Annotated in this window: 22 protein-coding genes; 8 read left to right on the top strand and 14 right to left on the bottom strand. The window is 69.7% G+C overall.

Going from position 1 to position 22,963, the window contains the following annotated elements; genetic code table 11:
• Positions 1–173 precede the first annotated feature (173 nt).
• A complete protein-coding gene (locus tag F4558_RS27600) occupies positions 174–1,229 on the bottom strand; it encodes an arabinan endo-1,5-alpha-L-arabinosidase (protein ID WP_209273421.1) in 1,056 nt (351 codons plus the stop codon).
• Between the two features lie 132 nt (positions 1,230–1,361).
• Here F4558_RS27600 and F4558_RS27595 point away from each other — a divergent pair, with 132 nt between their 5' ends.
• Positions 1,362–1,592: a hypothetical protein gene (locus F4558_RS27595; RefSeq protein WP_053651410.1), complete on the top strand. Its 231-nt coding sequence runs from the start codon at positions 1,362–1,364 to the stop codon at positions 1,590–1,592.
• Positions 1,593–2,063: 471 nt separating this feature from the next.
• Here the strand turns inward: F4558_RS27595 and F4558_RS27590 are convergent, their stop codons facing one another.
• The 3 genes from F4558_RS27590 to F4558_RS27580 form a co-directional block, all read right to left on the bottom strand.
• On the bottom strand, positions 2,064–2,618 hold the full coding sequence (locus tag F4558_RS27590; protein ID WP_167947703.1) for a DUF3592 domain-containing protein: 555 nt from the start codon (positions 2,616–2,618) through the stop codon (positions 2,064–2,066).
• 97 nt (positions 2,619–2,715) lie between these two features.
• The gene (locus F4558_RS27585; RefSeq protein ID WP_053651413.1) at positions 2,716–3,264 is read right to left on the bottom strand and encodes a carboxymuconolactone decarboxylase family protein; all 549 of its coding nucleotides are present in this window, start codon (positions 3,262–3,264) and stop codon (positions 2,716–2,718) included.
• 68 nt (positions 3,265–3,332) lie between these two features.
• The gene (locus F4558_RS27580; protein ID WP_053652292.1) at positions 3,333–3,881 is read right to left on the bottom strand and encodes a carboxymuconolactone decarboxylase family protein; all 549 of its coding nucleotides are present in this window, start codon (positions 3,879–3,881) and stop codon (positions 3,333–3,335) included.
• A gap of 153 nt (positions 3,882–4,034) precedes the next feature.
• Here F4558_RS27580 and F4558_RS27575 point away from each other — a divergent pair, with 153 nt between their 5' ends.
• The gene (locus F4558_RS27575) at positions 4,035–5,027 is read left to right on the top strand and encodes a hypothetical protein (protein ID WP_231639848.1); all 993 of its coding nucleotides are present in this window, start codon (positions 4,035–4,037) and stop codon (positions 5,025–5,027) included.
• 226 nt (positions 5,028–5,253) lie between these two features.
• Here the strand turns inward: F4558_RS27575 and F4558_RS27570 are convergent, their stop codons facing one another.
• The 6 genes from F4558_RS27570 to F4558_RS27545 form a co-directional block, all read right to left on the bottom strand.
• Positions 5,254–5,988 carry an anti-sigma factor family protein gene (locus tag F4558_RS27570; RefSeq protein ID WP_082377089.1) on the bottom strand — a complete coding sequence of 245 codons (735 nt, stop codon included), beginning with the start codon at positions 5,986–5,988 and terminating at the stop codon, positions 5,254–5,256.
• A complete protein-coding gene (locus tag F4558_RS27565) occupies positions 5,985–6,533 on the bottom strand; it encodes a sigma-70 family RNA polymerase sigma factor (protein WP_053651415.1) in 549 nt (182 codons plus the stop codon). The genes F4558_RS27570 and F4558_RS27565 overlap by 4 nt, the downstream gene beginning before the upstream one ends.
• Before the next feature lie 113 nt (positions 6,534–6,646).
• The gene (locus F4558_RS27560) at positions 6,647–7,246 is read right to left on the bottom strand and encodes a COG4315 family predicted lipoprotein (RefSeq protein ID WP_167946597.1); all 600 of its coding nucleotides are present in this window, start codon (positions 7,244–7,246) and stop codon (positions 6,647–6,649) included.
• Between the two features lie 45 nt (positions 7,247–7,291).
• Positions 7,292–8,626 carry a LysM peptidoglycan-binding domain-containing protein gene (locus F4558_RS27555; protein WP_167946595.1) on the bottom strand — a complete coding sequence of 445 codons (1,335 nt, stop codon included), beginning with the start codon at positions 8,624–8,626 and terminating at the stop codon, positions 7,292–7,294.
• A 77-nt stretch (positions 8,627–8,703) separates the two neighbouring features.
• Positions 8,704–9,264 (bottom strand): type VII secretion system-associated protein, encoded by a 561-nt coding sequence (locus F4558_RS27550; RefSeq protein ID WP_053651421.1) that lies wholly within the window; start codon positions 9,262–9,264, stop codon positions 8,704–8,706.
• 146 nt (positions 9,265–9,410) lie between these two features.
• Positions 9,411–11,276 (bottom strand): putative T7SS-secreted protein, encoded by a 1,866-nt coding sequence (locus F4558_RS27545; RefSeq protein ID WP_053651423.1) that lies wholly within the window; start codon positions 11,274–11,276, stop codon positions 9,411–9,413.
• A 203-nt stretch (positions 11,277–11,479) separates the two neighbouring features.
• Between F4558_RS27545 and F4558_RS27540 the strand changes: the two genes are divergently transcribed.
• Positions 11,480–11,782 (top strand): hypothetical protein, encoded by a 303-nt coding sequence (locus tag F4558_RS27540; protein WP_053651425.1) that lies wholly within the window; start codon positions 11,480–11,482, stop codon positions 11,780–11,782.
• A gap of 20 nt (positions 11,783–11,802) precedes the next feature.
• Entirely contained in the window at positions 11,803–12,450 is a 648-nt protein-coding gene (locus tag F4558_RS27535; RefSeq protein WP_167946591.1) for a hypothetical protein, read from the top strand.
• A 100-nt stretch (positions 12,451–12,550) separates the two neighbouring features.
• Here F4558_RS27535 and F4558_RS27530 read toward each other — a convergent pair whose 3' ends face one another.
• Both F4558_RS27530 and F4558_RS27525 read right to left on the bottom strand, forming a co-directional pair.
• Positions 12,551–16,927: a type VII secretion EssC family protein gene (locus F4558_RS27530; RefSeq protein WP_167946589.1), complete on the bottom strand. Its 4,377-nt coding sequence runs from the start codon at positions 16,925–16,927 to the stop codon at positions 12,551–12,553.
• A 92-nt stretch (positions 16,928–17,019) separates the two neighbouring features.
• On the bottom strand, positions 17,020–17,316 hold the full coding sequence (locus F4558_RS27525; RefSeq protein WP_167946587.1) for a WXG100 family type VII secretion target: 297 nt from the start codon (positions 17,314–17,316) through the stop codon (positions 17,020–17,022).
• Positions 17,317–17,548: 232 nt separating this feature from the next.
• On the opposite strand from F4558_RS27525, the gene F4558_RS27520 reads away from it, so the two are divergent.
• Positions 17,549–18,238, top strand: a complete 690-nt coding sequence (locus F4558_RS27520) for a hypothetical protein (protein WP_082377090.1) — start codon at positions 17,549–17,551, stop codon at positions 18,236–18,238.
• Between the two features lie 17 nt (positions 18,239–18,255).
• Positions 18,256–18,699, top strand: coding sequence for a DUF4333 domain-containing protein (locus tag F4558_RS27515; RefSeq protein ID WP_167946585.1), 444 nt, complete (start codon positions 18,256–18,258; stop codon positions 18,697–18,699).
• A 23-nt stretch (positions 18,700–18,722) separates the two neighbouring features.
• On the opposite strand, the gene F4558_RS27510 is transcribed toward F4558_RS27515, so the two are convergent.
• Positions 18,723–19,685 carry a DUF1996 domain-containing protein gene (locus F4558_RS27510; RefSeq protein ID WP_312877403.1) on the bottom strand — a complete coding sequence of 321 codons (963 nt, stop codon included), beginning with the start codon at positions 19,683–19,685 and terminating at the stop codon, positions 18,723–18,725.
• Positions 19,686–20,177: 492 nt separating this feature from the next.
• On the opposite strand from F4558_RS27510, the gene F4558_RS27505 reads away from it, so the two are divergent.
• Together F4558_RS27505 and F4558_RS27500 are read left to right on the top strand one after the other, a co-directional pair.
• A complete protein-coding gene (locus tag F4558_RS27505; RefSeq protein ID WP_209273420.1) occupies positions 20,178–21,482 on the top strand; it encodes a hemolysin family protein in 1,305 nt (434 codons plus the stop codon).
• Positions 21,479–22,486 (top strand): hemolysin family protein, encoded by a 1,008-nt coding sequence (locus F4558_RS27500; RefSeq protein WP_231639850.1) that lies wholly within the window; start codon positions 21,479–21,481, stop codon positions 22,484–22,486. The genes F4558_RS27505 and F4558_RS27500 overlap by 4 nt, the downstream gene beginning before the upstream one ends.
• A 77-nt stretch (positions 22,487–22,563) precedes the next feature.
• Here the strand turns inward: F4558_RS27500 and F4558_RS27495 are convergent, their stop codons facing one another.
• Positions 22,564–22,941, bottom strand: a complete 378-nt coding sequence (locus tag F4558_RS27495) for a winged helix-turn-helix transcriptional regulator (RefSeq protein WP_053651437.1) — start codon at positions 22,939–22,941, stop codon at positions 22,564–22,566.
• Positions 22,942–22,963: the final 22 nt, after the last annotated feature.

Here is a 22,963-nt window from a genome sequence, read left to right as displayed (position 1 = left end):
GGCTGAGGGTGACTGTGGACAGTGCGCACGTGCTCACCGTCGGCTCTGCAGTTGTGACCTGACGGCCGCCATCAGAGCGAAGTCGAGGAGCTTCCGAGCGGTCCTGTCGGTAGTCCAACGTCGCGGCCGCGCGGAACTCTTCGCAGCCCCCACATACTCGCAGCGCTGTCCTCTCAGTAGACGAACGGCCAGCCGGCGGTGTCGTAGCCGATGAGGTTGATGCCGAGCAGCGAAGTGCCGTTGTTCGCGTAGTAGTGGTAGACGAGCACGTCGGCGTCGCTGTCCGCCATGACGGCCTGGTGACCGGGGCCGTGGATGCTGCCGTGGCTGGCAAGCACCTGGGTCGCGCCGCCCGCGTTCATCGGGGTGCCGTTGCGGTCGACGTACGGGCCGGTGACGCTTGTCGACCTGCCGACCATGACCCGGTACGTGCTGGAGGCGCCCTGGCAGCACCTGTCGAAGGACACCCACTGGTAGTACCAGAAGCCGCGCTTGACGATCACCGGCGCCTCGATTGCGCCGCCGCCACGGCCGGAGATGCTGTGGATCGTGTTGTCGGCGCGCTTACCGGTCGTCGGGTTGAGCGCGATCAGTTTGATGCCGGACCAGAACGAGCCGAAGCTCAGCCACCATCGGCCGTCGGAGTCGACGAACAGGTTCGGGTCGATGGCGTTGAAGTTGTCCGAGGTACGGGTCTCGATCACCAGGCCCTGGTTGGTCCAACTGCCGGACTCACCTGTGGTGCTTGTCGCCAGGAAGATCGCCGACCGGTTGGACCCGAAGGTGGAGGCCGAGTAGTACATCCAGTACCGGCCGTCGCGGTAGGTGAGGTCCGGTGCCCACAGGTTGCGGCTGCCGCCGGTGTACGCAGTGGTCCACGGGGCACCGCCGGGGAACGCGCTGCCGGCATTGCGGAACGCGGTCCGGTCGGTGGAGGTCTTCAGGGCGATGTTGTCGCCGGTATGCGCCAGCAGATAGCCGCCGGTGGGCCGGCGCACAATCGTCGGGTCGTGCACGCCGACGTTGCCCGTCACCACTCCCGGGTTGGGGTAGGCGGCCGGTGGGACGGTCGGGGTGGCGGCGGCCAGAGGGACCGCGGCACCGGGCGGCGCGGCGTCCGACGGGCGCGCGGTCACCACCGCGCCGCCGGCCGCGACCACCGCGATAGCTGCGACCAGCACGGCGAGGCGGCTGCCAAGCCGGGGTACGGGGAGAGCTGACGGGATCATGGCAGCCCCTTCGGAGAGGAAAGGTGACCCAATCACCATACGTCGATACTCGTCGATGTGTACGCCTATGTGTGTGCCCGGCTCCAACCTGGGTAGCGAATAGGGGTAGCCGTGACCCAAGGAGGGATCGAGATGACCGACCCCAGATATGCACCCATCGGGCTGGCCGCGCCTGAACGACTGATCGACGACGCCGGCCACGAGGCTGGCGGGACCGTCGTCGGAGCGGACGACGCTGCGGCCGACGCCGCCCGAGCCGGAGCGGACGTGGACCTGTCCCGCGCCCACCGCGACAACGACGGCACCCCGGTCGGTGCGGCGGACGCCGAGGCGGACCGCCGCCGAGCAGCCGACGAGCTCTGACCCCGGCTCAACCCCAAGCAGCCGAACGGGTGGTGAGCGCACTGCTCACCACCCGTCCACGTGTGTCACACGCCCCCGCACTTGATCGTGCACGGAGTTCGGCCGTCTCCTACCTGTTCCGGCTACCGGCCACTATCCCCAGTAGCACTTGACCGACTTGCAGTCCGGCGTGCAGTAACAAATCTTTCCCATGCTGCGCCACCAGGAATTGGCCTCGCAAAGGCAGTTGTACGCGGAGGCCGAGGCGGTCGGAACAAGACGCGAAAGCGCCTTGTATCCGATGTTCTCGATCATACGGATCATGGTTCACCCCTTCACAGCTCAAGCGTTCCTGGCGGTGCCCTGCGAACTACGGACCGCCTTCGACTCGATGCCGCAAAGCTTGGCAACACATCCTTGCCATCGCCCTTCCGTCCGCTTTCCACCTGTGGACAGGACGGACGGTAGAGGTTCACCTTCCCGCCGGCGTTGTCAACGCCGGCCGTACCCCTTGTGCTTGGAGCGGCCCGTGAATCTGCCGCCACCCCGTACCAGCGCGACAGGCCGGCGCCGGGTACGCCGAGGAAACCACCGGCGGAACGGAACTCGTGACAGCAGCAGCGGAACCGCAAGGACCAGGATCCCAAACCCCACGGCCCCCAGCACTCCCTGCACGCGACCGCGGTGCCCGCTGAGCTGGCCGAAGTCCGTGACAAAGTCCCCAGGGTCGGCGGGGTTCACCCAGATCGACACCTCGTCTCCGGCTGACCGGCACACCTCGACGCAGCCGACCTCCTGCTCGTACGTCCGGCCGGACAGGTCGTACCGGAAATACATTGTGGTGGACGGGCTCTCCCGATTGCCGCCTTCCTTCGTCACGCGGTCGTCGACGACCGCCCGCGCCGGCACGCCCCTCGTCCTCAGCTCGGCTGCCCAGTCGTCCAGCTCGAACTGGGTGTGGAACGGCAGCCACAGCAATGCGCCTCCGGCCACCACCAGCAACACGCAACCGAGGTTCGCCCAGACCGACGAGCGTCGTCGCCACATGTTCACGCACGCATCATGGCGCTACCAAACAACAAACCGGTCCATGGGTACGACTGTTGCCGCCCTCGGCCGCCCGGGCGCGGATCGACAAGAGCGCTCAGGCCATGTTGCGGTAGCCGACGCTGGTGATCCTTTGGGCCGCCTCGTCGTAGAACTTCGGATCACTCGGGGCGAACGTGCCCAGGCCGTCGACGTACCTGTTGACCATGCAGAAGGCCGCCGCGATCAGCACCGTGTCGTGGATCTCCTCGTCGGTGGCGCCCTCGGTGCGGGCCGCCTCGACCAACTCGGGGGTGACCTCGCGGCCGCTGCGCTGCACGGCCCCGGCGATGTGCAGCAGAGCGCACAGTTTCGCGCCGACCGGGGCAGTGTCCACATCGGCGCGTACCTGGTCGACAACCGTCATGCCCTCGTCGAGCAGGGCCGCCGCGAATGCCGAGTGCGCCGAGCAGCAGTAGGTGCACTCGTTGCGACCGGAGACGTACGCGGCGATCAACTCCCGATCAGCCGTCGGCAGACTCAGCGGCCCACGCAGCAGGGTTTCGGCCAGCTCCATCATCGGCTTCCCGGTCACCGGCCGGTACTTCATCAGGCCCCGGACCCCGGGAAACTCGGTCTCGTCCACGCCCAGGTCGATGTGTGCCATTGCCTGCAACTCCGGGTTCTGCTCGTAGGTGGGCAGGGCTCGGTGCGGTGACGCCGGGATCGTCGTCGTCAGACGACCTGGCGGTAACCGATGTTGACGATGCGGTCGGACGCTTGCGCGTACCACAGCGGGTCGGCCGCCGGCTGCGTGCCGAGGCCGTCGACGTACCTGTTGAACATGCAAAAGGCCGCCGCGATGAGCACCGTGTCGTGGATCTCCAGATCCGTGGCGCCCTCGGCACGGGCCGCCGCGACCATTTCGGAGGTGACCTCCCGGCCACTGACCTGGACGGCACCGGCGATGCGCAGCAGTGCGCGCAGTTTCGCGGAGATCGGGGCGCTGTCCGGATCGGCGCGCACCTGGTCGACAAGGGTCATGCCCTCGTCGAGCTGCGCCGCCGCGTACGCCGAGTGCGCCGAGCAGCAGTAGGTGCACTCGTTGCGACCGGAGACGTACGCGGCGATCAACTCCCGCTCCCCCGGTGAGAGGGGGTGCGGCCCGCGTAGCAGCACCTCAACCAGCTCAAGCAACGGTCCGCCGGTCTCGGGCCGGAAGCGCAGGGGGCCACGGATGCCGGGGAGTTCGGTCTCGTCCACCCCTAGATCGATGTGTGCGATGGGGTCACCCTCCGGGAACGTCGAAGCTGGACTGTGATCGAACTTAGTGGATCTATCACTGCACCTCAATAGTGTTCGTGCGGTGACTCTCCGCTGAGGCGCCGGAGGTAGTCAGGGCCGAAGTCGGCTGAACCGATTCCGAGTGAGGTCCGTGTGGATGCCGAACGGCTTCCGGACGTACTGGAAGCGGAGAGAACCTGGGAGATCCCGAAAATGATGCGCAAGCACCTGGTGCCCCTCGTCGCCGTCATGGCGGCCGGCACGGTGGCGTTGTCGGCGTGCAGTTCGACCCCCGAGGCGCCTGCCCCGGCGAGGGCGTCCGCACCGGCCGGTGGCGAGGCCACGGCACCCGCGAACGACGCTGTGGGCGGCGACCTCGCGCTGCTCTCCGGCACCGCGAAGTCGAACAACTCGGCAGCCAACACCGGTGACTGGGCGGTGCCGAACGGCGGTGTCGCGGCGGGCGCGGCCCGGCAGTCGGCGCAACGGTGGGTCCAGTTGACAGCGAGCCGGGCAGGCGACCTCAACCCGGTGGTCGTCAACGGTGCGGGACTGACGCTCTACCGCTTCGACAAGGACAGCAACAACCCGCCCACCTCGACCTGCAACGGCGAGTGTGCCCAGACCTGGCCGCCGGTCACGGTGGCACCGGGCGGCAAGATCTTCATCGCGGGGATCAAGAAGTCAAAGGTCGGTACGGTCCGGCGCGCCGACGGCACGCGGCAGGTCACCATCGGCGGATGGCCGGTGTACCGCTTCGCCAAGGACACCAAGCGTGGGGACACCCTCGGTCAGGGCGTCGGAGGCACCTGGTTCGGCGTAACCCCGGCCGGTGGCAAGGCCGGCGCGCCGGAGGGCGGTCAGGAAACCCCGGGCACCGGTAACGGAACCGCTCCGCCCGCCACCAGCGCCGTCTTCTTCGACGAGGCCAACTTCAGCGACAACGGCGCCTCGCAGGGCGTGGCCGGCAACGGGTGCCAGAACCTGGCCCGTCCGGGCGTTGCCTCCTCCGTCGCGGCCCTCGGCTCGCTGAAGATCTGGGCGGGTCGCGACTGCACGGGCCGGTCCCAGGTCATCGACGGGGACGTCGCCGACCTGGCGACGATCGGCTTCGACGAGGCCGTCGTCTCGGTCCGCTTCAACTGACCGACGGTCCCAGCTCGACAAACGGGTGTGCCCCCCGGCTCCTTGCCGGGGGGCACACCCGTTTTCGTACCGGTCGAGCCGTGGCCGGCATGCGCCCTGTCGACCTTTGCCGATCGAGGTGCCGTGCCCGCGCCTCGCCGCCGCGAGGGCGACGAAAGATGAGGTCTCACAACATGGGCGCAGAGCCGATGGGCCGGGCGCTGGGCCACGGCACGGGTCCGCCCGGCTACAGCTTCGCGACGGCGTACGTCTTGCCGTCGGTGTTCTCCACACGCACACCGTCGACCTGGGCGGGGTCGATCAGGGCGCTGCCATCGAGCGTGGTGCCCCCGGCCGCCCCGTCTTCGGACACCAGCCAACTGCCCGCCACCACCGTACTTCCGTCCTTGCCGAGGACCAGCAACCGGCAGCGTTCCCCCTGCGGGATCCCGGACACCGCAGCGTTGACACGCACCCAGCCAGCCGCCGGGACCACCGCGACGGTGAGTCGGGCACCCGTGCCCTGGTCGGTCGTGCTGGCGTACCGGGTGGCGGGGTTGGCGGCGGACACCGCTGTCGACGGGGCGGGCGGGGTCGGCAGCGCACGCGTGTCAGGCGCGTCACCGGTGCTGCGGCCGAGCAGGACGCCGCCAGCGGTCGCGGCGGCGAGAGCCACCACAGCGGCGGCGCTCAGGAGCATCCCGCGGCGCTGGCGATGCCCGGCCGATTCGCTGCGCACCTGGCGCAGGGTCCGCTGCAACAGCAGGTCGCCGCCCTCCGGCGGGCCGTCGAGCAACATCGCCTCGGGTACGGCTTCGAGCGCGGTCTGCCACTCCTTGAGGGACTCGACCTCGGTGCGGCACTCCGCGCAGCCCGCCAGGTGCTCCTCCGCCTGCCGGAGCTGCTCGGGGTCGAGCTCGCCCGTCAGGTAGCCGCCGATGTCCACGTGGTCACCGGCCGGCATCAAGCTGTCCGATTTCATGAGGCAGACCGTTCCACCCCGGTCGAGCGTCCCGCGCTGTCGCGTAACGCACGGAGTGCGTAGTAGGAGCGTGACTTGACCGTGCCTGGCGGGATACCCAGCGCCTTCGCGGCTTCCGCGACTGTACTCCCGAGTAGGTATACCTGCTCAAGGACCTCGCGGTGCTCCTGCGAGAGGCGGTTGAGAGCGTCCACCACCACCATCGAATTGACCACCTGGTCGGCGTGGTCCCGCTCGACCGCGACGTCTGTCGGGCTCTCCGGCACCTCCGGCGGCCGCGCCTTCCGGGCGCGCACGGAGTCGGTGAAGAGGTTACGAACAACGGTGAGCAGCCACCCCCGTACCGACCCCTTGCCGTTGACCAGGCTGTCCGGGTGGCGCCAGGCTCGCACCAGCGCTTCCTGGACGATGTCTTCCGCGGCAGCACGGTCGCGGGTCAACTGCGTCGCGTACGCGAGCATCGCCCGGCCGTGCTCTTCGTAGAGCGTTCGGACCAACGCCTCGTCCGCTACTTCCCGTTGGCGAACGGGTCTCAGCCCCGCCATTCTTACCGTCCTCTGCTGACCCTGCGCTGGCGTGGCCACCGGCGCATCCGGGTCACCAGGATGCCTGCCGTACTTGCGAAAACCGGCAGCCCGGAGCGCATGTGTTTCTATGCTCACCTGGGTGAACTTTCGCCGTTTTGGCCGATCGGTGCGGCGGCCTTGCCTCCGTCCGGAGCGACGACGAACCAGAGCCCGTCGGCACCCTGTCCGGAGATCTGGCCGGGCACCCGGTCGTCCACGAAGCGGTAGGCCGGCCACCCGCCCACCGTCACCTGCTGGGTTCCATCGGGACGGGCCGCTGCGCCGAGCCGGGACGGGTCAAGATCCTTGAACTTCACCTTTTCGTTCACCAGCACCGGCAGCCACCGGGTCAGGCAACTCTCCGTGCAGTTCGACTGCGAGGGTGCGGCGTTGTCCCGGTCGAACCGGTAGAGCGTGAAGCCCTGCCCGTCGAGAACCACAGGGCCGAGTTCCGGGTGTTCGCCGAGCTGCACCGACGCCGGCCAGTAACCCCCGTCCCGGCTGCGCTGCCCCAGGTCGTCCGGCGCGGCGGACCCCTGCGAGCTCTGCGCCGCGTTTGGCTGCGGCCCCGGCCCGCCGGCCTCCGGCTGCGGTGCGCCGACCGGGTCGGTGACAGTGGTGGTGCACCCGGAGGCCAGGAGCGCGAGCGTCAGCGCGAGGGAACCGGCCAGGGTACGGGGGGTGAGTGCCATCATCGTCACACCAATCGATCGACGTGTCCGGGCGGGGAAGACGGGTCAGCGGCGCAGGTTCGGGACGAGCCGACCACTCGGTGCCGGGCTGTCGAGGTCGAGCCCCAGCACACCGACGTCGAGCGTCCCGTCGGCATCGACCTCGAACCGCCAGGCGGCGTTCGGTACGTCGCCGACGACCACTACCGCCGCCGTACCGACCGAGGCGGCCGCAAGCGCGCCGAGCTGCTCCAGCTCCGCCTGCGGAAGCGTGGTGGTGACAAGCACCAGGTGGTCGTGCAGCACGTCGGGCTGACCGGTCGCGCCGTCACCGGGCGACGTCAGGACCGAACGCGCGTCGGGAACGACCCGTACCTGCTCCGATGGCGGCCACATGGGCGACGGCGGGCCTACCACACTGACCGTGAGGGACGCGGCTGCGGCGTGCCAGCCGATCTCGTCGAGGAAGGCTCGGGCTGTGCGCATGGCAGCTACCGGATCCCCGGTGAGCGCGACGATTCCCGGCGCGCGGCCCAGGTTGACCACTGCCAACTCGCCCTCGACCGTGCCGACGGTGGCCAGCAGCGGCAACCCGTCGCCCGCGTCGACGCTCTCGTCGAACTGCCAGCTCGGCGCCTCCCAGATCGCACCCTGCTCCCGCGCCCGCCACGGAGGCGGCGCGTCCGGCAGCGCGGGTGCCAGCCGCAGTGAGACCTGCTCCGGACCGATCAGCGCCGCGTACACCTTGGCCTGGGCGGCCTGCGCGGTGAGCTGCCGCAGGGCGCGGTCCAGAACCTGCCGTGAGCCCGGGGTCGGGGCCGGTCGCGCCGCCACGGCCGCGCGGCGTCGCCGGACCAGCATGATCAGCATCGGCACGGCGAGCGTCAGCAGCACCGTGCCGACACCGACCAAGGTGGCTGTGACCGGTCGGAGCCCCAGCATCCCGCCGCCGTCCGCCACCGGCGGTGGTCGGTCGACAGGTGGTGCCTCGGGCTGCCCTTCGTTTGGCCTGGCCGCCGGCGGCGTGCCGACCCGGATCTCACCGGAGGTCGCGCCCTCGGGCAGGACGAACACCCAGCCGGCGCGGATCGGCTGAGCCGGGTCCGTGAGCGCGCCGCCGTCCGGCTGGATACGCCCCTGGTTGAGCTCCAAAATCTCCGGCCAGCGCTGACTGTCGCCGAGCACCCGGTCGGCGACCCCGGGCAGCGTCAGGTCGCTCACCGCGCCTGGTTCTCCAGGCACCACCCAGTACGGCGCCGACGGCTCGACGGCGCTCGCCGTGCCTACACTCAGCGGCAGGAGCAGGAACACAGCAGCGACGGCCAGCAACCCGCCCCCCGCCGTGCGCGACGCACAGGCAAAGGCGGTACGGAGCAGCCGCCGCACGAATACCCCGCTCACGGCGAAGCCGTAACTCGCACTGATGAGCCGCAGGCGTGGATTCGGCCGAGCCGAACACGCACTCGGAACCGACGGGTTCATCTCGGCCCCGGATCCGTAGAAAGCTCCGCGCCCGCCCAGGATTCGCCGGGCTCGTTCGCTCCGACGACGGCCTCGCGCAGCACGTTGGCGAACAGCCGCATCGAGGCGGAACCGCCCGGGTTGAGCAGCACGTCGACGTCCTCGGGTAGCAGCTCCACCAACTCGGCGCTACTGACCCGCAGCCAGCCTGGTGCTGACACCCGAAGCTGGTCCGCCGCCCCCGTGGTGACCCACACACACGGCACCCCGTCGGGAGCGGGGGCCACGATGACGCGTTCCTCGTCGTCGACCGCGACCTCGACCAGGCTGTCACGTATCGCGAGCACCACAATGCTCGGCTCGGCACGCCCTGCCACGACCAGCTTCGCCGCCGCATCGACAGGTCCGGTCGGCGCGTCCTCGCCGACGGGCAGATAGAGCGGGTTGGGCTCGAAGGCCTCAACCGTTCCCTCGTCGTTGACGAGCCAACCGCCGACGATCGACTCCACCGGCGGTACCGCCCGGGACCGGTCGTCAGCCTCCGGTGGCGGCGACCAGTCACTGTCCAGCAGCAGCATCCAGTTACGCTCAAAACCAGTTTCGTCCTGTTTGCTCACCTGGCCGCCCCCTTGAAAGAACCGCTCGGCTTTAATTCGACGAATGCGCCCATGGACGATCCTTCCTTCTGTCCTGTCTACTGTTCATTAGCTCTGTCCGCAGACGCTTACCGGCTGAAGTCGGGCAGTTGCTCGCCCAAGTCCAAGTCGGGAAGCCGCGGAGGGGGCAGGTCAGCTGGAGAGACCAGCGGGCGGAACTTTCCGCTGTTGGAGACCGCAATGGTGGCGAAATCCCCGCTCATGACGTTGGGATTGAGTGTGTTGCCGAAATCATTTGCGCGAGTGGTCCACACGGTGTCGGTCGCGGCGTAGATCTGCCGATCATTGCCGAGGTCACGCATCACCCGGCTGAACTCTGGGGCGGCGCTGCCATCCGGCGCAGCGAATTTGCAGGCGATCATGGTGATTGAACTGCCGGGGTTAGCCCCGGTCGCGCTCTGGAACACCGTGTTGTGGTGTAGCACCTTGGCGAATTCCCCACCCGGTACGTTGACCACCTTGCCGTTGCTCAGCTGCAGCCCAACGTCCTTCGGACCGCTGTGCGCCATGACAAGAATTGGGTCGTTCGCTTCCCCGTCCCAGGGCGCGCGACGAAGCTGATCGAACTCGAATTCCGGCGCTGGCCCGTTGCGCGACTTACCCGCCGCCTCAGCTGGCATGAGGCCAGGCGCGCTCTTGAAAACTTTTCGACCGTCGGGGGCCAGGTCCGGGCCCTCGTATCGGCCGGTGGCGAGGTTGGTCCCGATGGCCGCCCACTCTTTGCGGCTCTGCCTGTCGCGGTCGCTCAACGGAAAACTCACACCGACTTGCCGGCCGTGAGCGTCGAGAACCGGGTCGGCCCGGACCTCCTTGAGGTCGAAAGTCGTCCTGATGCCCCAACTGTTCTTGCCGACGATGGTGCTCTCGTTCACCGGGGGTCGGGGTCTCAACCGTGCCGACACAACGTTGCTTAGGTCGTTCAGGTTCTGCCCGACGGACACGAATGCACCCTTGATCATCTTCCCTGGGCCATAGCTCGTCGCGTCGGGGCTTTTCGTGTTGGTGAGTTGTCTGGTGCCAGCCTTGACGCCGTCTTTGATCGTGCCCTTGGCGGCGAACTTCATGACCCGTGAGGCGATGCGGCCGCCCGGGACCAGGCCGAGGGCCAGACCGCCAGCGGCCAACCCGATCGCGGCAGGGTCCCCGGACAGCGCCGTGGCGGCGAGGTCGATCGCGCCGGAGAGCATCCCGATTGCCGCGCCGAGTGGCGGGAAGATGAACGACGCGATCGTCGCGATCACGTCCAGGATTGTGGTGATCCACTCGATGACGGTGCTGCGGAGGAAGTCGATGAACGCCTCGAACGCCTCGACGATCTTCTCCCAGAGCGACCGCTGCGGAGCGTCCTTCGCCAACTGCCGCAACGTCTCGGCTGCCGTCCGAGCCGCCTGGTCGCGCAGCGCGGTGGCCTGACCCAGCAACGCCTTCGCCTGGTCGATGGCCTGCTGAGCGTCGTCGGCGCGGTTCTGCGCAGCGGTGGCCTCGTCGGTCGCCTCGTCCCTGGCGACCTGGCCCGCCTCCGGATCCGCACCGAGCCCGGTGAGCGCCGCCTGCGCCGAGACCAGTGCCGCCTGCGCCGCGCCCTGGTCACCGGCGGCCTGCCGCGCCTGCTCCAGGGCACGCAGCGACATCGTCTGCGCCTCCTCAAGGGACGGCAGATACCTCAGGTACGTCTCCGCGGCGGTGGAGTAGGAATGCGCCATCCGGTCCAGCCGACCCGGCAGTTGCCCGACCAGATCCTTGAACGCCTCCATCGCCTTGCCCTGGCCCACGTCGATCCGGCCGCCGGAGGCCAGCAGGTCGTGCGCCTCCCGGGTGGCGGTGGCCAGCTCCTGGTAGGCCCGCGTGATCTCCGCGAAGGACTCCGGATCACCCGGCACCGGATCGGAGTCGAGTTGCAACACCGACCACTCGGCGTCCCCTGGACGCGTCATGCCCAACCTCCCCATCGCACCCGATCGGTCCCGCCGCTCCGGTCGACGCCGGAAGCCGACTCGCACACGTAGCGGATGCGGGATCGGTTCAGCCCGGCTGAACCAATCCGCCCGACCGCCCGTGTACGGCGGGAAGTGGTTGACCGGTCGGGAAGGGAAGCGGGGATGAGCGAGCGGATCAGGCTCGGCACCGAGGTGCCGGCATGAGCGTGATCGACGTACCCGGTGGGGAACTGGAGCGGGTGCACGACCTGCTGCGACGCACCAAGGAGCTGATGGACAGCGCGTCGATCAGGTCGATGGGCGCTGTCGTCGACACGCTCGGGCAGCGCGAGTTGGAAGGTGCCGCGCGCGAGTTCGAGAAGCGGTGGGGTGACGGACGGTACGTCATCGCCAAGGACCTCGACGGGGTCCGCGACGCCGCGAAGGCGGTGGCCGACGCGTTCCGGGAAACCGACGAGCAGACGGTCGCCGCTCTGGAGAACCCTGCGGGGGCGACGAGTTGACAAGCGGAGGAGTCACGTCGATGACCGAAGCGACTGTCCCGACCGGATTCGAGTTGCGTACGCCGGAGGACTGGGTCGACTTCTCGGTCGACGACGAGGCGAGCGAGAACCGGGTGGCGAACGAGGTGTGGACGCGGGCCGTCGAGGCTGGGTTCACCGAGCAGCAGGCGGGTCAGTACGCCGAGCAGCTACGCCGGTCGGTGCGGCAGGCTCGCAACGCCGGCGCGGTGCACGCCGCCGGCACCTTCCAGGTGTACGAGGACGGCCCGCTCACCGCAACGGTGCTGGTGTCGGTGGTCAACCCGCCCGCGACCGGGGACATCCTCGGCGCGTTGACAGCTGTCGTGCAGCCCGTCCGTGCCGACGGGACCTGGCGTCGGGTGAGCACCGCACAGATCCCCGCGATCGGCACCGTCGGCCGGGTCCACGGCATTCAGAACGTGACCCAGGACGGCGCCACAATGCGCTGCGCCGTGATGCACACCGTCGTACCGCTGCCGGGCACCGCGAACGTGCTGGTGGTAACCGGTTCCAGCCCGAACATCGCGGAGGCGAAGGAGTTGTTCGAGCTGTTCGCCACGATCACCGCGACGCTTGCTTTCTCCTATGAGGGGGAGGCCGCCGCGCTCACGCCGCCGGCGGCCTCCGTGGGGGAGGTCGGCAGCTAGGGGATGGCTGCCGGCCCGCGTCGGGGGGACACCTGGGGGGTGTCCCCCCGATCGCGTTTCGGTACCCCGGCCTTACCAGCGGAGTCCGGATCGGTGGCGTCTACGCGGCTTCGCCGGCCCCGCCCAGCAGCTCTCGCAGCACAGCGGGCTCGGTCCGGGGCACCTGCACCAGATGCAGCTTGCCGTCGCCGAAATGCGCGAGCACCCGGCCCGGCCGCCCGCCGCCGAGCTGGCCGCGGGAGAGCTTTGCGCCGATCAGCTCACCGTCGCCGAGGCCCTGCGGGCTGAGCAGCGCTCCCTGGCGGTTCCGGCGGGCGTCGACGTGCCAGCCGCCGAAACCGCTGGAGAGCCCGTCGATCGAGCCCCCCATGATCAGGCCGAGGCCCTTCTCCGTTCCGACCCGCGCGATGTCACCGAGGTCGCTGCCGGCATCGCACTTGAGCAGTTGCTCGGCGTCGTCCAGGACGACAACGGCGGGTCCGGCACGACCGTCGAGGGCCGCCGCCAGCCCGGCGGAGGTGAAGTTCTCGCTCGTCACCAGGTCGAGTACGCCGGGCAGGCCGGCGAGGTCCCGCAGCGGCGACCGGCGGGGTGCCGCGATCACCACGGGTGTCCCCTTCGTCAACAGACCGGCGACCATCGTGAGCAGTGTCGTGCTCCGCCCCGAGCGTGGCGGTCCCGCCAGGATGAACGTGGAATTGGTCCCGAGGTCCGGGCCGATTGCCGAGAGTTCGTCCCCGCCGACCCCCAGCATCGTCCATAGTGGTCTGCTGGGCCGCGCCAGGCCGCTGGTCTGCGCCAGGGTCAGCTCGTCCGGCAGTACGTCGATCCGGAACGGGCGGGCGGCGGCGCCGACCTCGGCGTCCCGCAGCCGCGCCGCCTCGGCGATAGCGGCGATGGCGCGGGCCTGCCCCTGACCGGAGCTGTCATTGGTGAGCAGGGCGATCTGCGCCTCCGCGCTGTCGACCGCCCGGATCGCCCGGCCCGTTCCGATCTCGTCCGGCAGCTGCCGATAGTTGATGCCGACCATGCTGTAGTCGCTGCGCTCGCTCAGCCGAAGCACAAGTTTGTCGTCCGTGGTCGAGGAGATCCTCGTGGTGAACATGCTCCGATCACCGGCCAGCACCACGTGGATGCCTGCGCCGGCGCCCTCGCGCAGCAGAGTCAGGAGGGCCGCCATGACATTGCCGTTGTCGTAGTCGGCGAACGTCTTGTCGAAGACCTCGAACCGGTCCAGCAACAGAAGGATGTGCGGCGGCCGGTCGGCCCCGGCCACGCCGGCCCGGTACTCCACGAGCCCAGCCGAGCCGGTGGACGCGAGCAGCTGCTGACGACGTCCCAGCTCCGCGACGAGTCGGGTGAACAGGCGACCGAGCCGTTCGGCCTCCGTACGCTGCACCACAGCACCGCAGTGCGGCAGCTCGGCGAGGGCGAGCAGTGCCCCGTTGCCGCAGTCGACGCCGTAGAGGTGGACGTCTGCTGTGGAGTGGGTGCGGGCCACGGTGCCGGCGATCGTCCGCAACGCCTGGGACCGGCCGCTGCGCGACGAACCGATGATGTGCAGGTGCCCCAGCGTCCCCAGGTCCAGCTCCAGCGGCGCCTGCTCCTGCTGGGCCGGCAGGTCGACAAGGCCGTACGCCACCGGGGCCAGGTGGTAGCCGCTGCCGCGGGGCGGGGGAAGGGCGTCGACGGTGAGCGTGTCCGGCAGTGCCTGTAGCCACGGGCTGTGCTGCGGCGGGATGGCCAACTGCTCACTGGCGCTCCGGACGGCCTCCACCAGCACGGCGAGGTCGGTGAGTTCGGCGGATGGTTCCGCCTTCACGCCAGGGCGGGTGGGTACGGGCCGGCCGAGGTCCGTCCACGAGACGGGTGCGAGCCAGGGCGGCTGCCGGACGTCGACGCGGGCACCCGGGCGGAACCCGCCGACCCGCCCGGCCTGGAACGGCACCAGCGACGACTGCGCGAGGCGTACGAAGGCCCGGCCCGGCGTCGACTTCAGGATCGAGGCGGCGTCGGGGGCGTTCAGCACGTCCTGACTCTCGCTGGTGTCGGTGACGCGCAGCGCGATCCGCAGGTTGGTGTTCGCCCGGATCTCGGGCGACACGACCCCGCCCGGACGCTGGGTCGCCAGCACCAGGTGGATGCCGAGCGACCGGCCCCGCTGCGCGATGTTGACAAGCCCGGTCACGAAGTCCGGCAGGTCGCGGACCATCGACGCGAACTCGTCGATCACGATCAACAGTCGCGGCATCGGGGTCCGTGTCGGTTCGCGGCGCAGCAGGTCGACGTAGTCGTCGATGTCCTTCGCCCCCGCCTCGGCGAGGATGTGCTCCCGCCGCCGCAGCTCGGCCGTGAGCGAGGTCAGCGCCCGACTCACCAGGTGCGTGTCGAGGTCGGTGACCATGCCGACGGTGTGCGGTAACCGGACGCAGTCCTTGAACGCGCTGCCGCCCTTGTAGTCCACAAGCACGAAGGTCATCGCGTCCGGCCGGTTGGCGACGGCGAGCGAGGCGACGAGGGTCTGCAACAGCTCCGACTTGCCGGATCCGGTGGTGCCGGCGACCAGGGCGTGCGGCCCGTCCCGCTTCAGGTCCAGCGCGAACGGCCCGTCGAGCGAGACGCCGAGCACCGCCTCGGTGGTCCGGCCTCCGGTGGTCCACCTGGCCGCCACCGCGTCCGGCTCCGGCGGCTCCATGCCGAGCACGTCGAGCAGCCGACTCGCGTCCGGCAGTACGGCGCCGTCGTCCGCGCCGCCGGTGTCACGCAGCGGCGCGAGCGCGCGGGCAACGGTACGCAGCCACTCCGTCGAGAGCAGGTCCGGATGCACGCCGGGGATCGGCGCGGCGAGCGTACGGGTCACCAGCAGCGAGCCGTCGGTCTGCTCGGCGACGACGGCCTGGCACTCCTCCGGCAGGAGCTTCTCCTCGGCGTCGACACAGATCGCGTACACCCCGACGGCGGGTCCTTCCCGCAGGATCTGCGTCACCCCGGGCAGGGAACGCAGCCGGCGTGCCCCGTCGAGCACCACGAGGATGTCGCGGAAGGCCGCGTCGGACCGTTCGGCGGCGCGGGCGGAGATCACGGCGACCAGTTCGGCAACCCGTCGGGCCGTGGTCTGAGTGTCGGTTCCGACGGTGGCGAGAGTGCCCTGGCCGTCGCGCGGCGCCACGTGCGGTAGCCAGCCGACCCAGGACCAGCCCTCCTCGTCGCCCGCGCCGGCGAGCAGGTAGATCTGGAGGTCCTCGGGGCTGTGCAGGGTGGCCGCCTGCGCGACCATCCAGCGGGCTGTCACCCGGGCGGCGGCGTCACCGGCGATGCCGACCACGCCGTGTTTGCGGAGCGGCACTGTCGCCGGCACGTCCAGGGCGCTCCACCGGACCTCCCGGCGGTGTTCGTCCTGGCTCGGATCCCGGAGCAACACCTCGGACGGGAGGTCGGCGCTGCCGGCCCGCAGTTCGAGGAAGTCGGGATCGGTGCGTCGCCGTTCCCACAGGCGGCGCTCAGGTCCCACAGCGATCAGCCGTACGGCGGCGGGGTCGGGGAAGTTATCCCGCCGGGCCAGCCGCTCGGCGGTCAGTGCCTCGTGCGCGTCGGTGCTGATCCGCTCCCTCTTGGCCTCGTAGTCGGCGAGCCGCGTACGGTAGCTGACTTTTCCCTGGCGTCGGGCGCCGACCTGACCGGCGATCAGCGCCACCGGCGACAGGATGGCGAAGAGCAGCGTCAGCGGGTTGCCGGTGATGAGGTACGCGGCTCCGGAGACGACAAGCGGTGCCAGCACCGTGATCAGCACAAGCGGTCGCCGTTCCGGAGGCGACGGTGGTGTGGGAAGCGTGAACTGGGTGGTGCGGGCCTCCGGCAGCAACCGGGGCGGGCGGTTGTAGTCAAGGCCGGTGCGATCCTCGGAGATCTGCAGTGCGGCCTCCGCCCGGAGCGGTTTGCGCAGCTCCAGCAGGGACGATCCGACGGCGAGCTGACCGCCGGGTGGCCACGCCTGTTCGTCGTCGAGTTCGACCCGGTCGAGCAGGAGGCCGGGTCCGACCGGTCGCACACGGCACGTTCCGTCGGGGGTGACCCGCACCGACGCCACGACGGAGGCGAGCGAGGGGTCGGTGAGGCGTACGCGGTTGGTGCTGGCGGTGCCGATGGTGTGCTCACCGAGGTCGAGCTGATGGACCGCACCGGCGTTGGTGCCGCTGACCACCCGTACCTCGATCAGACCCGGCTGTTGCGCGGACGCCTCGGGCACCGGGCGGTCCAGGCCGAGCACCGTGCCCTGCCGCAGCGGGGCTTCGGCGAAGGTGAGTCGCGGATCCAGCGGCGCACCGGCGACGAAGATCGTCGGCGGTGTGCCGGCGGGCTCCGGCCGACGCGCGGCGAGCGCCTCGGCGAGTTCCCCGACGGTGGTGTCAGGGGCAGCCTCGATCTGGTAGTCGATGACGGCGGTGGACGGATCCGCAACGGTGAGCTGCAGGCGCACGAGATTCTCCTGGTCGGATGGTCCGGCGGAGGAAACGGCCGAGGGCCGCGTGGTGAGCGAATCACCACGCGGCCCCGGGTCCGGCCGGTCGTTCAGCGGCCGAGGCTGGCCCCGGTCTGGTTGTCCGTGTCGGAGAACGCGGTGCTGACCTGCGAGAGGTACTGGCTGATGCCCTCCATGCCGTTCAGCGTCTGGTCGACGCTGCCCTTGTACTCGTCGAAGTACGGGCCGAACTTCTGCTGCGCGGCCGGGGTGTTGTAGCCACCCTGGATCAGGGTGTCGATCTTGCTCTTGGCCTGGTTCATCCCGTCCAGCAGCGTCTGCATGTTCTGCTTCAGCCAGGTCGAAGATTCCTCGATGTCCTCGCTGACGATGTGGTACGTGGCCACGTTGCGCTCCCCTCGTGTCATCGTTTCGCCGGCTCCGGGCGGTCATTCCTGGGCTGCCCTTCGCTGGTGCCGCCACCCACACGGACGCTGGCCCGAAACGGTTCAGCGCAGGGTGCGACCTCGTGACGGCAGACTCGTCCGATCCCGACGGTGAACCACTTCGCCGACCGCACCGTGTGGGTGCCGGACCGCGCGCACGGGCACGGTCCTCCGAACACGAGGTGGAACAGAGATGCTGTTGCACAGCCGGATCGCCCGGACGGCGATCGCGTTGGCAAGCGTGGCCGTCCTGGCCGCATGTGATGACGCCACGACCGGACCAGCGGCGCCGGCCACAGCGGCCGCGTCACAGGCGACCGCGCCGAGCCCGACCGTCGGCGCCGACACGACACCCGAGGTGGTCGACGCTCCGTCGGCCCCGCAGCCGGCGCCGACGGTGGCGAAGACCCAGGGTCGCGTACGGATCTACAGCGGCCCGTCCGACGTCCCCCTCACGCCCGCACCCGACACCGGGCGGGGCAGCAACATCATCCAGTTGAACGCGACGGCGTCCGAAGACATCGGCACGTACGTCGCCGACGGGCAGGGCCGGACGCTCTACCGGTTCGACAAGGACACCGCAAAGCCGTCGAAGTCGAACTGCAACGGCGACTGCGCGAAGACGTGGCCGCCACTTCTCGTCAAGGGGGGCGGGCAGATCTACCCGAGTGGGATCAACCCGAAGCTCGTCGGTTACGTGGAGCGGGCCGACGGCACCTGCCAGGTGACCATCGACGGCTGGCCCGTCTACCTGTTCGACAAGGACGCCAAGCCGGGCGACATCAACGGCCAGGGGGTTGGTGGCACCTGGTTCGCGATCAGTCCGGTCGGTGACCGCACCACCTCCCTGCCCGAGGTGGTCACCACGCCCACCGCCCCCTGAATCCGGAGGAGACGACGTTGACCAGTTCGTACCGGGGATCCGACGGCGACTCCCCGACGCCCGCCCCTGGCTGGGCACCGGCACCACCGGCGCAGTGGGGCCCGGCGTCCACCGGCTCGACGGCGCCCCCTGAGCGTCGGCGGCGTTTCTCCCGGCGACTCGTGATCGCCGTTGCCGGCCCGGTCGTGGCAGTGGTGGCGCTGGTGGCCGTGCTGGGCCTGACCCGGCCCGGATTCCTCGACAAGAAGGTCTTCGACACAGCGGCGTTGCAGCAGGGGGTGCTGTCGGTGCTGCGTGACGACTACCTGCTCGACGCCGACCTCGTCACCTGCCCGCCGGGCCGGCCGGTCACTGTGGGCAGCCGCTTCTCCTGCTCCGCGCAGGTCGCCGGCGCACCGAAGACGATCACGGTCACGGTGGTGTCCTCCGACGGCCGGTTCGAGGTAGCGCGTCCTCAGTGAGGTACGACCACCTCGGCGTACGGTCAATCGTCCTGGCAGCTCTGCCCGCTGTTGAGGCAGTCCACGACCTTCGCCATCAGGGGCTCCGGCATCAGGTTGACGAAGAACGCGTGATCGGTCAGCGGGCTGTTGTTCTGGCCCTCGAAGGCGTCGATCCGGAACAGGGCATCCGGCGCGATGTCGTACGCCACTGTCAGCCGGAGCTGCGGCACCGGAAACGTGTTGCGGGCGCAGGAGCCGTCAGGGGACGGGAAGACCAGATGCGCGCGGTGGCTTTCGCTGTCCACCTGCCGCCCGTCCCAACAGCTCGGAAAGTCGAAGACCCTCTGCACCTGATCACCGGCCGGGCACCGGGGGTACGCGGTGGTGCGGCGCTCCGGGGTGCTGGAGCAGGTCCAGGTCGCTGCTGCTTTCTGGGGACCGTTCGTGAAAGCCACCGCGTCCCCGACCGTGCCGGCGAGCTGCTGCGGCATCGGCACGACGTTTCCTCGGGGGTTGCCGGAGAAGGCGAGCGTCACGTCGACAGGCACCTGGATCTCGCCGCCGTGGACGGCGTGCTCCCCGGCGTCCATCGGCCCGACCGTACGGAGCACCGGCCAGAAGTACGTCGACCGGTCGCCGTTGCCGCAGGTCGTCCCCGCGGCCGAGAGGGTCTTCGGCGTCGAGCCGACGGCGGTGGAGAGGTTGCCCACGTAGTCGTGCACGTGATGCGGCTGCCCGGGAAAGCCGGGCGCCACCACGATGTTTGCGGTGTTGCGGTGGCCGTTCTCGTTGCGGCCGCAGTCCCAGGTGTAGGTGCCGGTCGCCGCGCCGGGCGCCGTGGCGGGCGAGGTCGGGCCGGGCGCGACGAAGCTGATGTCGACGAAATCGGAGCCCAGGAGGCCGGTCGCCGTTGCCTGACGCGCCCCACCGCCGGCTGCGACCTGCCACGCCGCGCCGCAGCCGAGCAGCACGAGAACGAGCTCCAGTGCCAACGTCACGGTCACGGCCCGATGCCGCGCTGCCACGCGGCCCTTCGCATACCCCTGTCGCACCACGGCGTACGAGCCTAGGTCGATCACGGGCGGCCTCTCCGTCGACGGTCGGGAATGCGATCTGACCGGGTGACGACGGGCAGGGGTCAAGGCGAGCTTGCGGGTGATCCAGGCCATCACTTGGCGTCTCCGATCAGGCGCGTATGCGTCGTCGCTCAGGTAATGACGGCGCGCCCGGGGCAAAGTTCGCAGGTGCCGCGCAGCTCACATCGGGCTACGCGGGCTGATCCAGCCTGGCGGCGATCGGAACACGTTTTTCCTGGTCAGCTAGCAGCGGAGCTACCAGGTTGCTTCCAGAAAGCCGTGCCAAGCTTCCGGCACTGTCGGTACGAGGAGGAGCACGACCTTGATGGGCGCAGACCACCGCCTGAGACCTTTGGCCCGCTGGCGCGGGCCTGATTCATCTGAGGCGACAAACAGCAGGAGCGCGACGACGTGTGGGTGTTGAGCCTCCTCCTGGGGCTGCTGGTGATCCTGGTGATCACGGCAGCCACCGGCTACTTCGTGGCGCAGGAATTCGCGTACATGGCCGTCGACCGGTCGCGGCTCAAGGCCCGCGCGGCGGCGGGTGACAAGGCCGCAGGTCGGGCACTGGACGTGACCCGGCGGACGTCGTTCATGCTGTCCGGCGCCCAGCTCGGGATCACCGTTACCGCCCTGCTTGTGGGGTACGTCGCCGAACCGTTGGTCGGCAAGTCGCTCGGCACAGCCCTCGGCGGCGTCGGCGTCCCGACCGGTGTCGGCATCGTCGTCGGCACTGTGAGCGCGCTGCTGCTCTCGACGTTCGTACAGATGCTGTTCGGCGAGCTGTTCCCGAAGAACCTCGCCATCTCGCGACCCGAGGCGGTGGCCGTCTGGCTGGCCCGCTCCACCCAGGTCTACCTGCGGGTGTTCGGCTGGATCATCGCCTTCTTCGACAAGTCTTCCAATGCCCTGCTGCGCCTTTTCGGCATGGAGCCGGTGCACGACGTGGAACACGCTGCCAGCCGCCGCGACCTCGAATACATCGTCAGCGAGTCCCGCGACTCCGGTGATCTCCCCGCCGAGCTGTCGATGCTGCTCGACAGGGTGCTCGACTTCCCCGACCGTGACGCCGCCCACGCGATGGTTCCGCGGGCCCGGGTCGATGTCGTGGAGCCCGACCTGACCACCCAGGAACTCTGGGCCACGATGGCCGGTGGCCACTCGCGCTACCCGGTGCTCGACGAGCGCGACGACGTGATCGGAGTGGTGCACCTCGCCGACCTGCTCGCTGTCGACCGCGACGCCGCCCGCACAGTCGCCGACATCATGCGGCCACCGGTGCTGGTCCCCACGTCGATGCCGCTGCCCCGGGTCGTGCAGACCCTCACCGAGCGGCGCGCCCAGCTCGCCTGCGTGCTCGACGAGCACGGCGGGCTGGCCGGCGTGGTCACCGTCGAGGATCTTGCCGAGGAGCTGGTCGGGGAGATCGAGGACGAACACGACGACACCACAGTGGCCACGCTGCCGGTCGGGCCGGCGGACGGCGCCTGGGAACTTGCCGGCCAACTGCCACTGGACGAGGTCGAACGCATCATCGGGCACGACCTACCCGAATCGGACAGCGAGACCCTCGCCGGCCTGGTCATCGAACTGATCGGCGAGCTACCTGCCCCAGGTGCCACGGCTGAGCTGAGCCTCGACGCGGTGTTCCTGACACTCGAGGTGATGGAGCTGGAACGGCACGTCCCGTCGCTGGTCCGGCTACGTACGGAGGAGAACCGGTGATCGGCAACCCCTGGGTCGTGGTGGCCGTCACCGTAGTGCTGATCGTGCTCAGCGCCTTCTTCGTGGCAGCCGAATTCGCGCTGCTGGCGGCACGCCGGCACCGCCTCGACGCGCGCTCCGAGCACAGCCGGTCGGCCCGGGCAGCGGTGCGCAGCTTCGACGAGCTGACAGTGCTGCTGGCCGGCTGCCAACTCGGCATCACCGCCTGCGCACTCGGCCTCGGCGCGGTCACCAAGCCAGCCGTCAACTACGCGCTGACCCCCGTGTTTCTGTCCTGGGGCGCGCCGGGCTGGACTGCCGACGCGGTCGGGTTCGCGCTGGCGCTGCTGGTCGTCACCTTCCTGCACCTTGTCGTGGGGGAGATGGCACCGAAGTCGTACGCCATCGCGCACCCGGAGAAGACCGCCATCTTCCTGGCGATCCCGATGCGCGGCTTCATGTGGCTCACCCGCCCGGTGTTGCGTGCCCTCAACGCCAGCGCGAACTGGTGCCTGCGCCGGGTGGGCGTCGAGCCCCGGGACACCATCGCCACCGGCCAGAACGCCGCCGACCTGCGGCACCTTGTCGAGCACTCGGCGAACGTCGGTGCGCTCGACGCGTCGTACTCCGCGCAACTCACCGATGCCCTCGATCTTGACCAGCTCACCCTGGCCGACCTCACCGGCCCGGAACGCGGGTTGACCTCGGTCGAAGCGGCCGACACGGTGCTCACCGTCCGCGCGACGGCCCGCGCCACGGGCCACCTGCGGGTGGTGGTGCTGCGTGACGGCGCGGCCGTCGGCGTGGTGCACGTCCGCGACACCATGGACCAACCGGACGACCGGACCGCTGGCGAGGTGATGCGCGACGTTCTCGTGCTGGACGGCTCGACGCTCGTCTACGAAGCCCTGGCCAGGATGCGGAACACCCGCCACCACCTCGTGGTGGTCACCACACCGGACGGCCCGGCGGTGACCACCCTCAGCGACGTGGTCGAGCGACTGCTCCGCACCCCCGCCCGATGACGCGGTGACCGCGGTGCTCGACGAGTTCGCCGCCAGCGGACCCGTACGCGTAGCACCGCGGTCGCGGCCCATCCTCGTTAGTCGATCTGGGCGTCGAACGCCGTGCGGGCGTGTTCGATCTGCGGCATGTACGCGTCCGCCCACTCGAGGAGGGTGTCGATCGGTGCACGCAGGGTCTTCCCCAGCGGGGTGATCCGGTACTCCACGGCGACCGGGCGGGTAGCTACGACGTGGCGCTCGATGATCCCGTTGCGCTCGAGTCGTCGCAGCGTCGCCGTGAGCGACTTCTGCGTCACCGCCGGAACCGCCCGGCGCAGCTCGTTGAACCTGCTCGGGCGCTCGCACAGTTCGTTGAGAACGCTGAGCGACCACTTGTCCAACACCTGGTCGAGCAGCTCGCGGTGAGGCGCGTCGATACGTAGCTCGCTGGCCCGGGCGGGGGTGGTATCGCGCATGAAACCAGGTCTCCTTGAAGTG

Source organism: Micromonospora profundi, from assembly GCF_011927785.1.
GTDB lineage: Bacteria > Actinomycetota > Actinomycetes > Mycobacteriales > Micromonosporaceae > Micromonospora > Micromonospora profundi.
The sequence above is the reverse complement of the archived record's forward strand: the minus strand, read 5'-3'. Positions and strand labels throughout refer to the sequence as shown.

Coding starts and splice junctions, on each gene's coding strand:
- F4558_RS27600 (WP_209273421.1), bottom strand. CDS start 1,229: ATGATCCCGTCAGCTCTCCCCGTACCCCGGCTTGGCAGCCGCCTCGCC.
- F4558_RS27595 (WP_053651410.1), top strand. CDS start 1,362: ATGACCGACCCCAGATATGCACCCATCGGGCTGGCCGCGCCTGAACGA.
- F4558_RS27590 (WP_167947703.1), bottom strand. CDS start 2,618: ATGTGGCGACGACGCTCGTCGGTCTGGGCGAACCTCGGTTGCGTGTTG.
- F4558_RS27585 (WP_053651413.1), bottom strand. CDS start 3,264: ATGGCACACATCGACCTGGGCGTGGACGAGACCGAGTTTCCCGGGGTC.
- F4558_RS27570 (WP_082377089.1), bottom strand. CDS start 5,988: ATGAAATCGGACAGCTTGATGCCGGCCGGTGACCACGTGGACATCGGC.
- F4558_RS27565 (WP_053651415.1), bottom strand. CDS start 6,533: ATGGCGGGGCTGAGACCCGTTCGCCAACGGGAAGTAGCGGACGAGGCG.
- F4558_RS27560 (WP_167946597.1), bottom strand. CDS start 7,246: ATGGCACTCACCCCCCGTACCCTGGCCGGTTCCCTCGCGCTGACGCTC.
- F4558_RS27550 (WP_053651421.1), bottom strand. CDS start 9,264: ATGCTGCTGCTGGACAGTGACTGGTCGCCGCCACCGGAGGCTGACGAC.
- F4558_RS27545 (WP_053651423.1), bottom strand. CDS start 11,276: ATGACGCGTCCAGGGGACGCCGAGTGGTCGGTGTTGCAACTCGACTCC.
- F4558_RS27540 (WP_053651425.1), top strand. CDS start 11,480: ATGAGCGTGATCGACGTACCCGGTGGGGAACTGGAGCGGGTGCACGAC.
- F4558_RS27535 (WP_167946591.1), top strand. CDS start 11,803: ATGACCGAAGCGACTGTCCCGACCGGATTCGAGTTGCGTACGCCGGAG.
- F4558_RS27520 (WP_082377090.1), top strand. CDS start 17,549: ATGCTGTTGCACAGCCGGATCGCCCGGACGGCGATCGCGTTGGCAAGC.
- F4558_RS27495 (WP_053651437.1), bottom strand. CDS start 22,941: ATGCGCGATACCACCCCCGCCCGGGCCAGCGAGCTACGTATCGACGCG.